General features: G+C 38.2%; 12 protein-coding genes. 7 read left to right on the top strand and 5 right to left on the bottom strand.

Going from position 1 to position 12,594, the window contains the following annotated elements; translation table 11 throughout:
* Positions 1 to 107: 107 nt before the first annotated feature.
* From QQS40_RS04430 to QQS40_RS04415, 4 genes are all read left to right on the top strand, one after another.
* Positions 108 to 722 (top strand): Slam-dependent surface lipoprotein, encoded by a 615-nt coding sequence (locus QQS40_RS04430; protein WP_289901652.1) that lies wholly within the window; start codon positions 108 to 110, stop codon positions 720 to 722.
* A gap of 54 nt (positions 723 to 776) precedes the next feature.
* A complete protein-coding gene (locus QQS40_RS04425) occupies positions 777 to 2,132 on the top strand; it encodes a surface lipoprotein assembly modifier (RefSeq protein WP_289901653.1) in 1,356 nt (451 codons plus the stop codon).
* Positions 2,133 to 2,398: 266 nt separating this feature from the next.
* The gene (locus QQS40_RS04420) at positions 2,399 to 3,646 is read left to right on the top strand and encodes an O-antigen ligase family protein (RefSeq protein WP_329506390.1); all 1,248 of its coding nucleotides are present in this window, start codon (positions 2,399 to 2,401) and stop codon (positions 3,644 to 3,646) included.
* The gene (locus QQS40_RS04415; RefSeq protein WP_329506728.1) at positions 3,640 to 4,671 is read left to right on the top strand and encodes a glycosyltransferase family 9 protein; all 1,032 of its coding nucleotides are present in this window, start codon (positions 3,640 to 3,642) and stop codon (positions 4,669 to 4,671) included. The genes QQS40_RS04420 and QQS40_RS04415 overlap by 7 nt, the downstream gene beginning before the upstream one ends.
* On the opposite strand, the gene yczE is transcribed toward QQS40_RS04415, so the two are convergent.
* Positions 4,621 to 5,286 (bottom strand): membrane protein YczE, encoded by a 666-nt coding sequence (gene yczE, locus QQS40_RS04410; protein WP_289901655.1) that lies wholly within the window; start codon positions 5,284 to 5,286, stop codon positions 4,621 to 4,623. The genes QQS40_RS04415 and yczE overlap by 51 nt on opposite strands.
* 190 nt (positions 5,287 to 5,476) lie before the next feature.
* Here yczE and QQS40_RS04405 point away from each other — a divergent pair, with 190 nt between their 5' ends.
* Positions 5,477 to 7,018: a YjjI family glycine radical enzyme gene (locus QQS40_RS04405; RefSeq protein WP_289901656.1), complete on the top strand. Its 1,542-nt coding sequence runs from the start codon at positions 5,477 to 5,479 to the stop codon at positions 7,016 to 7,018.
* Positions 7,019 to 7,060: 42 nt separating this feature from the next.
* Here QQS40_RS04405 and recQ read toward each other — a convergent pair whose 3' ends face one another.
* Positions 7,061 to 8,926, bottom strand: coding sequence for a DNA helicase RecQ (gene recQ / locus QQS40_RS04400; protein ID WP_289901657.1), 1,866 nt, complete (start codon positions 8,924 to 8,926; stop codon positions 7,061 to 7,063).
* Entirely contained in the window at positions 8,926 to 9,231 is a 306-nt protein-coding gene (gene cyaY / locus QQS40_RS04395; RefSeq protein ID WP_289901658.1) for an iron donor protein CyaY, read from the bottom strand. The genes recQ and cyaY overlap by 1 nt, the downstream gene beginning before the upstream one ends.
* Positions 9,232 to 9,326: 95 nt before the next feature.
* On the opposite strand from cyaY, the gene lptM reads away from it, so the two are divergent.
* Both lptM and lysA read left to right on the top strand, forming a co-directional pair.
* Positions 9,327 to 9,452, top strand: a complete 126-nt coding sequence (gene lptM / locus QQS40_RS04390) for an LPS translocon maturation chaperone LptM (protein ID WP_005697346.1) — start codon at positions 9,327 to 9,329, stop codon at positions 9,450 to 9,452.
* A 27-nt stretch (positions 9,453 to 9,479) separates the two neighbouring features.
* Positions 9,480 to 10,730 (top strand): diaminopimelate decarboxylase, encoded by a 1,251-nt coding sequence (gene lysA / locus QQS40_RS04385; RefSeq protein WP_329506386.1) that lies wholly within the window; start codon positions 9,480 to 9,482, stop codon positions 10,728 to 10,730.
* Between the two features lie 53 nt (positions 10,731 to 10,783).
* On the opposite strand, the gene hemN is transcribed toward lysA, so the two are convergent.
* Both hemN and QQS40_RS04375 read right to left on the bottom strand, forming a co-directional pair.
* Complete coding sequence (gene hemN, locus QQS40_RS04380; RefSeq protein ID WP_329506384.1) at positions 10,784 to 12,151, bottom strand: oxygen-independent coproporphyrinogen III oxidase; 1,368 nt, start codon at positions 12,149 to 12,151, stop codon at positions 10,784 to 10,786.
* On the bottom strand, positions 12,151 to 12,594 hold the full coding sequence (locus QQS40_RS04375) for a DUF2489 domain-containing protein (protein ID WP_289901661.1): 444 nt from the start codon (positions 12,592 to 12,594) through the stop codon (positions 12,151 to 12,153). Before QQS40_RS04375 ends, hemN begins: the two co-directional genes overlap by 1 nt.

Below are 12,594 nucleotides of genomic sequence, written 5' to 3'. Positions count from 1 at the left end.
CACCAAATGATTTTTAAATTAACAACTGGACAGTTGAGATATAGAGTCTAGTTTCCTATTAGAATTAAAGTTAATCTTTCTAACTAAGAAAAAATGAGGAAATCGTTATGTTAAAACAATTAAATAATGTTGCTATTTTAGGATTATCAGCCTTAGCTGTCGCTTGTGGTTCTGGTGGTGGTTCTGGTACTGCACAAACACCAGATGGTACAAAATTTGATTTAAATAATAGTGACAAAGGACTAACTGGCGGTAATACGATGGATGGAACACTAATTGGTTATAACCAAAATCATTCATTTTACGGTGTGTGGGTGAATCACGATAAAACTCGCCAAGAAATTCGTTATCAAGGTACAGTAACACCAACTTCAAGTATTCCAAAAGGCTCTGCAACTTATACGGGGCATGCAGTGCGTGCAAGAGATAGTATCATTGCTCAAAATATTAATGGCGTACAAGCAGATGGAAAAACCACTCTTAATGTAAATTTTGATACTAAAAAAGTTGATGGAAAAATTGAGATGCCACTTGCTCGTGATATTACTCTGCATGAAACTAGTTTAAATGGTAATAGTTTTAGTGGTAAAGCTAGTGTATTCTTGAATGACGGTGGTAAATATACAGGTGCATTATATGGGCCAAATGCCGAAGAAGCTGCTGGTATTGTAACTTTTGATAATAATTCAGCATTAAATACTTCTTTTGGTGGCTATCGTTAATTTATTTTTATATGTTAATAGGCGGGTTATTCCGCCTATTTTATTAGGTGTAATATGAAAAAAGCGTTATTTTGGCTATTCTACTCATCTTTTTCATTTTCTGCGACTGCTCACACATTATCGTTACCAGATATAACATATCTTCAAAGTAATCCTAAAATGATTGAAAAACTATTATCCGAAAATATATATTCTTTATCTGGAAAAGAACTGGCCCGATTAATAGATCTGTATCAATATAATCCTCATTTCAATAAACATTTAGCTCAATTTGCACAAGGGCGTATTGCCTTTTTAGAACAAGATTATTACGAAGCAATTCGGCTTTATCGACAAGTCTTATCGGAAAACCCAGAATTAAACCCAGTTAGAATCGAGTTAGCGATTGCATTATTTCATCAAAGGCAAGATAGTGCAGCAAGAACTCAATTTGAAAAAGCAAAAGTGGAAAAAGATCTACCTGATGGTTCGTTGTTGGTTATTAATAATTATCTGCAAGCATTAGATAAGAGACAAAGTTGGGAGATAGATTTTGCAGCTCATTATATCCGAGATAAAAATGTCAACCATGCAGCAAATGTCAATTATGTGCCATTGTCTAATCGTGCAGTACTGACCAAATCCCCAAAAATGTTGCCACAATCAGCCCATGGAGTTGGATATTTTTTCTCGGTTTCTCGAGATTTGAATTTATTCGATTCTCACTATTTTTTATTCGGCAATCGAGCTTGGGGTAAAGAGTATTGGGATAATCATGAATATGATGATATTTTAAACCGCACTTTTTTAGGTTATGCCTATAAAAATGCATCTCATATAATAAAAGTGAAACCTTTTTATGAGCGTCGTTGGTATGGCAACCATCGTTATCGCTGGAATAATGGTGTGCAAGTTGAATATGATTTTCACTTTAACCCACATTGGCAACTATCTTATTCTGCTGAATTTGAAAAACAACATTATTTTATTGAAAAAGAGCTTAATGGACATCTAACACAGCTTACATCAACCTTAATTTTTCAGCCAAACACTCGACAATTTTTCTATATTGGAGGTGACTGGATAAATGAAAAAACTCAAGTAAGGCAATATGGTTCTAAAAGCAAAGGCCTACGTTTAGGTTGGGGACAAGACTGGGGAAAAGGAATATCTTCACAAATAGCCGTGTCATTTATTAAACGAAATTATAAAGATGTTGCTAAATTAGGTAATTTAGATATTTTCTCCTTTAATAAAAACCGTAAAGATCATATTTATTCTCTAAATTTATTAGTTTGGAAACGAGATTGGCATTTGGAGGGAATTACACCTAAACTACAGTTTATTTGGAAAAAGCAAATAAGTAACATTCCTCAAATGTATTCTTATCAACAGAAGAATATTAATCTGATTTTTGAAAAGAGTTTTTAGTAAAACATCTTAATAAAAATAAGGTAAAAGTTTATACCAGATAATTAACTGGCTTTCATGAATAATTTCTATTGCTATTTAAGTACTACCTACAATCATTTATCTGGAGAGACAATGGAGGAATCTCCCTCTAAACGCTTAGAACAATCTTTCGAAGACTTAAACTGCGTTGATGTTTTATAATCCATAAAAATAGACTAAAATAAGACCGCACTTTCTAGTGCGGTTTTTTAATGTAATCTCCCCCAAAATATCGGCCATTATCTATGTACATAACAAAACAAAATTGGTTACCCACCATCATAAATTTTGCGGTAACACTATTCTTTCTTTCTATTTTTATTGTCAAGGGTGGGTATAATGCAGCACCAGTTTTACTGATGTTAATCAGTTTAGGTTATGGCATTTATAGTTTAATCAAGAGAACACTATTAAACTTATCAAAAGTGGACAAATGGTTAATTTATAGTTACCTTTTTTATTTCTTTACATTTATTTTTTCCCTCTTCATTCATGGAGGGAAAATGCGCGATATCGATACGGCAAGTCGAGTAGTTTTCTTAATTCCTATCTTGTTTTTATTGTTAAAATACCCAATCAAAACTTGCGTTTTGAATTATGCGATTCCTCTTGGTGGAATGAGTTCCACCTGTGTTGCACTTTATGATAAATTTATGTTGAATTTACGCCCAGAGCAAAATCCTCGAATTATGCATATTCAAGGTGGTGACATTTCTATGTCATTAGGTATTTTTAGCCTAGTTATTGCCCTCTATGCCCATCAGAAAAAAGACATAAAATTAACCGCTCTTAGTGTTATTGGTGGTTTATGTGGCATCATAGGAAGTTTACTTTCCACTGCTCGTGGAGGATGGGTGACATTACCTATCTTACTTATTGTTATCCTTTATATCTATCGCCATTCTCTTTCGAAACGTTTTTTCCTGACTTTCTTTGGAATCATTGCCGTAGCAAGCGTTGGCATTAGCCAAATGCCCAATAACCGAATTATGGAACGGATTGACGTTGCACGAAAAGATATCCAACTTTACTTGGATAATAATGATGGCAATACTTCTCTAGGTGCGCGTTTTGAAATGTGGAAAAGTGCACTTGAAATGGCAAAAGAAAAGCCTTTATTTGGCTGGGGCATTCAAGGGGCGACAGAAAAGCGTAAGTTAGATACGAAAGAAAAAATTGTCACGGGTGACATTGGACAATTTACGCATGCCCATAATCAATATTTAGACGACCTCTCAAAACGAGGAATAGTTGGACTACTCGCCTTGCTCGCTGTGTTATTGATTCCTCTACTTGCCTTTATGAAAGGTCTGAAAACCACGAATAATGAAATCAAGCTGATTGCCACTTTAGGTATTGCCCATATTTTATCTGTGATGATCTATGGCTTGAGCCAAGGTTTCCTAACCCATAACTCGGGTACTATTTTTTACTTTTTCTTAACGATTGTATTTTATGCCGCAATACGAACACAACAAAAGGCAGAATCATGAAAATTTTAGTCATTCGTAACGATAAACTGGGGGATTTTGTTCAGGCATTTCCAGCTTTTGCGATGTTGAAAGCCTCAAATCCCGAGCTAAAACTGACCGCACTTGTGCCAGCTTATACAGCCCCATTGGCTCAAATTTGCCCCTATTTAGATGATGTCATCATTGATAGTGCCAAGAACGACAAAGCGGATTTCAATCGTCTTGTTAAAGAAATCAAAGATCAGCAATTTGACGGCATGATTAGCTTCTTTTCCAATACCCATAACGGTAAATTAGCGTGGAAAAGTGGGATTTCTTATCGTCTTGCACCCGCAACAAAATGGGTGCAAATCCTTTATAACCATCGTTTAACACAACGCCGCTCACGCTCAGAAAAATCTGAAGCAGAATACAATCAAGATCTGGCTCGAGCGTTCTTAAAAAAACACAACATGCCGATTGTGGAACCCAAACCACCTTATCTTTTACTTCCTGAAAGTGCGGTTAAAAATCAACGTGTTTTTCTGCAAGAACAATTAGGCTTATCGGCAGATAAAAAATGGGTGTTTGTGCATAGCGGAACAGGTGGTTCAGCAACAAGTCTCTCATTGTCACAATATGCTCAATTGATACAAAGCTTGTTAAGCGAATTTGATTGCCAGATTATCTTAACGGCAGGACCGGGTGAAAGTGAAAAGGCCCATGAGCTAGCAGCAAAAATCGATAACCCAAATGTGGTTGTGTACGATAAGAATAAAGGATTAGTGGATTTTGCACACTCACTGGCTTGTGCGGATTTATTCATTGCAGGCTCTACTGGACCATTGCATTTAAGCAGTGCATTCAATGTGCCAACGATCGGATTCTATCCAAATAGTCGGTCATCTCAGCCTCGTCGTTGGAAACCGATTAACGATGCAGACAAACACATTGCTTTCTGCCCGCCAAAAGGGAAAGAGGAAATGAATTTAGGTTTAATTTCTATTGATGATGCCTTAGTGGAGATTATCCCCTTCGTGCGGAAGATGTGGCAAGCGAGCAATTGAGTTTAAGCATAACTGCACTATCCAACCTATCGCGGCGGCAAAAACAACGGTACCAATTCCGACTGTGCCGCCGAGAATATAACCTAATACACAAACCGACACTTCAAGACTTGTTCTCACAATCCCCACTTTTAAATGAAATCGTTGACAAAGCCCCACCATTAAACCATCCCGCGGGCCTGCCCCCTGATGACAGGTTAAATACAATGCCGTCCCTAATCCATAAAGCAAAAGCCCAATTCCATCGAATAAAATTCGGCTAAAAAGTGCGGTTGGTTCTGGCACAATTTTCGTGGTTAAGCCAAGGAAAAAGGCAATCACAATAATATTTAGAATGGTGCCAAGCCCAAGCCTTAATTTGAAGGGAATCCAAGCTAACATTACCAAACAGCTAATCCAAAATGATGACCAACCGATACTCACCTTAGCTTGTAATGCCACACCTTGAGAAAGCACGGTCCAAGGTGAAGAGCCCAAATTAGCGAGCACAATTAAGCCATCTCCAATGCCCAGTATTGCCAATGCAAATAAGAGCATCGACATGGTTTTACCTTCGACTGACCATAGCGATTTGGCTGCCCAACTGGTGTGGGGAATCACCCGTGCTTTTTTCATATTATTCCTGTTTATGTTTAACGCCAACATCATAATGGGAAATCCGATAAAACCCAAACATTTTAACGTCATATGATATAACCGAATTGACTGATAAATATCATAAATGTGATGCGGATCACATTGTCAAAATTGTCATTACTCATTCACTGACTTAAAATAAGCTACCCTTTTTAATCAGGACATTATTATGCTTGCATCTCTTCAAGATATTTTGGATACCGTAAAATCCAACACGCTCACCTATCAACAAAAACTCATGTGTTTAGGCAATATTGCCGAGCGATTATTTGATCCTCGTGAATTATTAGGCTATACGGATGAAGAATGGCAATTTCTTCAAAATCAAATGATCTGTGATTTAAACGAAGGCTATGCGATTTATCGTCCTCGCTATATTTTGCCGGATTACAATGTGTATATTAAAAAAGGCTGTGAATTCCTTGAATTGCCCGCACCAAAAGATCTTGATGAAGCATTAGATGGCTTATTGATTTTATATTCCCACGTGCCATCAATTACCACATTCCCGGTTTACATTGGGCGATTAGACATGCTACTTGACCCGTTTATTACCGATGAAGAACAAGACTACATCAAAATTAAACGTTTCTTAAATCATGTGGATAAAACCGTGCCAGATTCATTCTGTCATGCCAATATTGGGCCTTATGACACCAAAGCAGGGCGTTTGATTTTAAAAGCGGTGATTGAGTTGGAAGCACCAACACCAAATATGACCATTCGTTACGATAAGAGTAAAACAAGTCGTGAATTTGCAGAATTAGCAGCAAAAGCCTGCTTATTGGTTTCTAAACCGTCTTTTGCCAACGATGCTTACTACATTTCTGACTTAGGCGAACAATATGGTATTGCAAGCTGCTACAACGCACTTCCTGAATGTGGTGGGGCTTATACCCTCACTCGTTTGCGCTTAGGGACTATCGCGCGCGCCTGTAAAACCGTGGATGAAATGGTCAATGAACTTTTACCTCGTGTTGCAAAATGCGCGCTATCCACTATGGATAAACGTCATAAATTTGTAGTAGAAGAAAGCAACTTCTTCAATACCTCATTCCTCGAAAAAGAAGGTTTTATCAAACGGACTAATTTTACAGGGATGTTTGCTATTGTTGGTCTCGCTGATGCAGCAAATCATTTATTGCAACAAGAAGGCTTAAACGAAACCTTTGGTAAAAGCCAACGCGGTGATGAAATTGCAACCTTGATTATGGATAAATTAAAAGAAGTCACGGATAACCATGAAGGCGTGTATGCTGAACGCACGGGCAACCGTTATTTATTACATGCGCAAGTGGGTGCAAGCAATCATGAAGAAGATAAACGTAATGCGCCTGCGCATCGTATTCGTGTGGGTGAAGAACCAACATTATTAGCTCATTTAAAACAATCAGCGCCATTCCATAAGTACTTCCCATCAGGTACGGGAGATTTGTTTGCCTTTGACCAAACCTATGTGGATCATTTAGATGCCGTCGTTGATATTATCGATGGCTCATTTGCTCAAGGTTACCGCTACATCACCACTTACCTTAAAAACACCGATTTGATTCGTGTAACGGGTTATTTGGTGAAGAAAAGCGAAGTGGAAAAATACCGTAAAGGTGAAGTAGCATTGCGTGATACTACTTGGTATGGTTCGGGTACCGATGATTGTGCACAAGTCTTTGACCGTCAATTACGCGATGAACAAGATGTAAGAGCAAGCTAGAAAAAAAGTGCGGTTGAAAAATTCTCTGTTTTTTAACCGCACTTATCTTTTTTCTGCCTTTTCTAAAATTGCTTTGTGCTCTCGAATCAATGCCATAAACGGCTGCCCAAAGCGTTCCAATTTGATCGCACCCACCCCATTAATTTGTAACATCTCAATATTACTTGTTGGCATATATTGCGCCATTTCCTGTAACGTTGCATCGTTAAAGACAATATAAGGTGGAATATTTTCTTTATCCGCAAGTTGCTTCCTTAAGAAACGCAAACGAGCAAACAGATCTTTATCGTAATTTACTACCGTATTTTTATGAGACGTATGCACAATTTTATTAATGGATGAAATGCGTGGCATCGCTAATTCAAGCGGCACTTCGCCTTTTAAAACAGGGCGAGCACTTTCTGTGAGCTGAAGCGTGGCACTATTAAACTCACCAAGCACTTGTTGAATAAAACCAAGATGAATCAGTTGGCGAATGACAGATTGCCAATGTTCTTTGCTTTTATCTTTACCAATGCCATAAACACTTAACTTATCATGTTGGCGTTCTACAATTTTTTGATTATGCATCCCTCGCAATACCGCAATCACATATTGCACACCGAAACGTTGCCCCACACGATAAATCGTCGACATCACTTTTTGCGCATCAATTAAGCCATCATATTTCTTTGGCGGGTCAAGACAAATATCGCAGTTTTGACAAGGTGTTTGACGATATTCACCAAAATAATTGAGTAATACCAAGCGGCGACAAGTTTGACTTTCGGCAAATTCACCAATGGCTTCCAATTTATGTTGTTCAATTTGACGTTGTGGCGTCTCTGGCTTTTCAAGCAAAATTTTCTGTAACCACGCATAATCAGCCGGTTCGTAGAAAAGCACCGCTTCCGCTGGTAAATCATCTCGTCCCGCACGACCAGTTTCTTGGTAATATGATTCAATGCTTCTCGGCAAATCAAAATGGGCGACAAAACGTACGTTAGATTTATTAATCCCCATGCCAAACGCAATCGTCGCAACCACAACTTGAACATTGTCTCGTTGGAAATCTTGCTGGACTCGTTCACGCAGTGCGGTTTCCATTCCCGCATGATACGCCGCAGCCGACACGCCTTTATTTCTCAAAGTTTCGGCTATACGTTCTACTTTCGAACGACTATTACAATATACAATGCCGCTTTTGCCTTTTTGAGCTAAAACAAAACGCGTAAGCTGCTCCATCGGCTTAAACTTTTCTTCCAACGTATAACGAATATTTGGGCGATCAAAACTGCCTATGTATTTGTGAGGATTATCCAATTTAAGATGAGTGAGAATATCCTGTCTTGTCGCGTAATCCGCTGTCGCCGTTAATGCCATAATTGGCGCATTTGGAAACGCTGCTTTTAAGCTACCAAGTTGGGTATATTCAGGGCGAAAATCATGCCCCCACTGTGAAATACAATGCGCTTCATCAATAGCAATAAAGGAAATTTGAGCATAAGAAATCAGCTGAAAAAAGCTGTTTGTCATCACTTTTTCAGGCGAAACATATAATAATTTTAATTGACCTGAAATCAGCTTATTTTCAACTTGCTGTTGTTGTTCTGGCGTCTGACTAGAGTTTAGAAAATCCGCTTCAATGCCGTTTGCTTGGAGTTGATCCACCTGATCTTTCATCAAAGAAATCAAAGGCGAAATCACTAATGTGAGACCGGGAAAACAAAGTGCTGGAATTTGATAACACAGGGATTTGCCATTTCCTGTGGCCATCACCACTAAGGCATCCTGACCGCTTAACGCAGCATGAATCACTTCTTCCTGCCCTTTGCGGAAAGATTGGTAACCAAAAACAGACCGTAACGTATGAAGTGCGGTCGTTTTTAAGTCTGTTTTTTGCGGGGCATATTCCGCGAGTTCGGCCATTAGAATGTTACCGTTTCTCCGTGAGCGGCAACCGCCTCGGTTAAACAATCCCAAAAGCGTTTACCATCATTTGCTACCCAATCATTGTTTTTATAGGCAAAATGAAATCCACCCAAGCGGCTCGCAAGCCAAAGCTCAAGAAGGGGTTCTTGCTTATTAATCACGATTTGTGAGCGGTCATCAAATGTGATCGTGAATACCGAACCCTGCGTTTCGCAATCCACATCACAACCTTGATTCTCTAACGCTTCTTCAATTTTTTGCCAAACCTGTTCAATATTTTGGTGAAATTCTGCAACATTCATAAAATTTTCCGATTAAATCTGATAGAATGCCGTGAATTATAAAGCCTTTCGCCTCGTTGGCAAAGGTAGATTTTACTGATTAGAGAGATTGAAAAATGAAAAAATTACTTTCTATTTTGTTATTAAGTGCATTCTGCACCTTAGCTACAGGTTGCGGTGTAAAAGGACCATTATATTTTCCTGAAAAAGAACAGCCGCAAAACACACAAAAAACACAATAAAAACTGACCGCACTTAAAGGATTCGTCATGGATTTTTTCCAATATAAAAACGAGCAACTTTATGTTGAAGATTTGCCCGTCAAACAACTCGCTGAAGAATTCGGCACACCGCTTTATATTTATTCTCGTGCAACACTTGAACGCCATTGGCACGCCTTTGACTCAGCCTTAGGAGATCATCCACATTTAATTTGCTATGCCGTAAAAGCCAATTCTAATATCGGCATATTAAATGTAATGGCAAAATTAGGCTCAGGCTTTGATATTGTTTCACAGGGTGAATTAGAACGCGTATTGGCAGCAGGTGGTGACGCATCAAAAGTGGTTTTTTCCGGTGTGGCAAAATCTCGTGCCGAAATTACGCGAGCGTTAGAAGTGGGCATTCGTTGTTTTAATGTGGAATCTATTGCGGAATTACATCATATCAATCAAATTGCCGGTGAAATGGGGAAAATTGCGCCTATTTCTTTACGCGTAAACCCCGATGTTGACGCCCATACACACCCTTACATTTCCACTGGATTGAAAGAAAATAAATTTGGTGTGAGCGTAGATGAAGCACGTGAAGTATATAAATTAGCAACAACCTTACCTCATGTAAAAATTACCGGTATGGATTGCCATATTGGCTCTCAGCTGACTGAATTACAACCCTTCTTAGATGCAACGGATCGCCTCATTCGTTTAATAGAACAGTTAAAAGAAGATGGCATCACGTTAAAACACTTAGATCTCGGCGGTGGTTTAGGCGTAACTTATACTGATGAAACACCGCCACATCCAAGTGATTATGCCGCAGCGTTACTGAATAAATTAAAAAATTATGAAGATCTCGAAATTATTCTGGAACCAGGTAGAGCGATTGCGGCGAATGCGGGGATTTTAGTGGCTAAAGTGCAATACTTAAAAAGTAATGAAAGCCGTAACTTCGCGATTACCGATACTGGCATGAACGATATGATTCGCCCTGCACTCTATGAAGCTTATATGAACATCATTGAAATTGACCGCACTTTAGAGCGTGAAAAAGCCACTTATGATGTTGTCGGTCCGGTATGCGAAACCTCTGATTTCTTAGGTAAACAGCGTGAGCTCGCCATTGCTGAAGGTGATTATATTGCTCAACGCTCTGCTGGTGCTTATGGTGCAAGCATGTCTTCTAACTACAATTCTCGTCCACGTACGGCAGAAGTGTTAGTGGATGGAGACAAAGCTCATTTAATTCGTCGCAGAGAAAATCTCAGCGAATTATGGGCACTAGAAAGCATCGCGAAATAAATAGATTGAAAGAAAAACGGTCAAGATTTAAGTCTTGACCGTTTTTTGTATAACTAAATAATTCGAGAGAATTGTTGTCGTTTTGCTGCTGCTCTTGAATAGGTATCAAAGCATAAGCAAATATTACGGATTAATAATCGACCTTTAGGCGAAACTTGTAAGCCTGTTTCTGTTTCAGAAATTAACCCATCTTCAAGTAATGGCTGTAATAACTGTAAATCTTCAGCAAAGTGTTTTTTAAAATCAATATTATATTGTTTTTCAATTGGTGCAAAATCAAGCTTAAAGTTACAAATCAATTGCTTAATCACATCACGACGTAAGCAATCTTCTTCTGTCATCGCTAAACCTTTATGCAGTGCAATACCTGAATTTTCTACATCATGATAATAATGTTTTAATTCTTTTTGGTTTTGAGCATATGTATCACCTAATAAACTAATGGCTGATACACCTAAACCGAGCAAATCACATTCTTCTTGCGTGGTATAGCCTTGGAAATTTCGATGTAAGACACCTTTCTCTTGAGCAATCGCTAATTCATCATCTGGTTTAGCAAAGTGATCCATACCGATAAACTTATAACCAGCATTGCCTAAGGTTTCAATCGTTTTCTGTAAAATTTCTAATTTAGTTTTCGGTGGTGGTAATTGATCTTCTTTAATTTTTGCTTGCCCTGCAAATCGACTTGGTAAATGAGCATAGTTAAAGATACTTAAACGATCAGGATTCAATTCAATCACTTTATGCAATGTAAACATAAAGCTTTCCACATTTTGAAGTGGCAATCCATAAATTAAATCAAGATTCGTTGATTGGAAACCTAACTCACGCGCACGAACAAGCAAAGCATTTACAAACTCTTCATCTTGTTCACGATTTACCGCTTTTTGAACCGCTTTATTGAAATCTTGTACACCCATGCTAATTCGGTTAAAACCAATATTGCGTAAATGATCAAGCATATCAAGTTCAATCTCGCGTGGGTCCATTTCAATACTGACTTCTGCATTATCCGCAATCGTAAAATAGTCTTTAAGCATCTTCATCAAACGAGCAGATTGTTCTTCTGTCAAATAAGTCGGTGTGCCGCCGCCCCAATGCACTTGAGTCGCAACACGATTTTTGAATAATTCTGAGCGTGCTTTGATTTCTTTTTCAAGGTAATCAAGATAAATATCCGCCTTATGTTGATGACGAGTAATCACCTTATTACAACCACAGAAATAGCAAAGTTTGTGACAAAACGGAATGTGTACGTAAAGGGAAAGTGGTCTTTCCGGATAACGATTAGCCGCTGCAATAAAATCTTCGTTTGTGTAACTTTCATTAAATTCTAATGCAGTTGGATAAGATGTATAACGAGGTCCTGATTGGTTATATTTTTGAATTAACGCAAGATCCCAAATAATTTCAGACATTAAGCTTCCCCAAATTTCTCTACGTCATTTAAAAACTGACGTAACTCCAACATAATTTCTTCTTCAAATTTTGCTTCTGCACTTTCTCGCTCAAGATCGAGTTTCATTCTTTCTTTTTTTAACAATGCTTTCCGAGCTTCATGCGTAGGCATTTCTTTTACAATATTATAAAGTGCATACATCGCTTGATATGGCTGCAAAGATTGTCCAAAAGGGAGTAAAAGCATTGATAAACGAATCACTCCTTCTGAATGGTTACAATCTCCATTTTGCATCGCTTTAGCGATAATTACCATACTCTCTTTTAGGCGTTTTGTACGCGTTATTTTAGCCTGTTTAATGAGAGTGTTTTGATGGCGTAACTTCCTAAGTAATTTGAAAGCATAAAATGATACACCAGCAATAATTCCCAAAGCAATGATACTGAAAATAATCGGCCACAT

The sequence above is a fragment of the Haemophilus parainfluenzae genome, from assembly GCF_036288925.1.
Lineage (GTDB): Bacteria > Pseudomonadota > Gammaproteobacteria > Enterobacterales > Pasteurellaceae > Haemophilus_D.
Note: the sequence above shows the minus strand (reverse complement) of the source record. Positions and strands in the feature narration are given on the sequence as shown.

What these genes read in the sequence shown, in the direction of transcription:
- recQ (WP_289901657.1), bottom strand. Translation starts at nt 8,926, where the DNA reads ATGGCCGAACTCGCGGAATATGCCCCGCAAAAAACAGACTTAAAAACG.
- lptM (WP_005697346.1), top strand. Translation starts at nt 9,327, where the DNA reads ATGAAAAAATTACTTTCTATTTTGTTATTAAGTGCATTCTGCACCTTA.
- QQS40_RS04375 (WP_289901661.1), bottom strand. Translation starts at nt 12,594, where the DNA reads ATGTGGCCGATTATTTTCAGTATCATTGCTTTGGGAATTATTGCTGGT.
- yczE (WP_289901655.1), bottom strand. Translation starts at nt 5,286, where the DNA reads ATGAAAAAAGCACGGGTGATTCCCCACACCAGTTGGGCAGCCAAATCG.
- QQS40_RS04430 (WP_289901652.1), top strand. Translation starts at nt 108, where the DNA reads ATGTTAAAACAATTAAATAATGTTGCTATTTTAGGATTATCAGCCTTA.
- cyaY (WP_289901658.1), bottom strand. Translation starts at nt 9,231, where the DNA reads ATGAATGTTGCAGAATTTCACCAAAATATTGAACAGGTTTGGCAAAAA.
- QQS40_RS04425 (WP_289901653.1), top strand. Translation starts at nt 777, where the DNA reads ATGAAAAAAGCGTTATTTTGGCTATTCTACTCATCTTTTTCATTTTCT.
- hemN (WP_329506384.1), bottom strand. Translation starts at nt 12,151, where the DNA reads ATGTCTGAAATTATTTGGGATCTTGCGTTAATTCAAAAATATAACCAA.
- QQS40_RS04405 (WP_289901656.1), top strand. Translation starts at nt 5,477, where the DNA reads ATGCTTGCATCTCTTCAAGATATTTTGGATACCGTAAAATCCAACACG.
- QQS40_RS04420 (WP_329506390.1), top strand. Translation starts at nt 2,399, where the DNA reads ATGTACATAACAAAACAAAATTGGTTACCCACCATCATAAATTTTGCG.
- lysA (WP_329506386.1), top strand. Translation starts at nt 9,480, where the DNA reads ATGGATTTTTTCCAATATAAAAACGAGCAACTTTATGTTGAAGATTTG.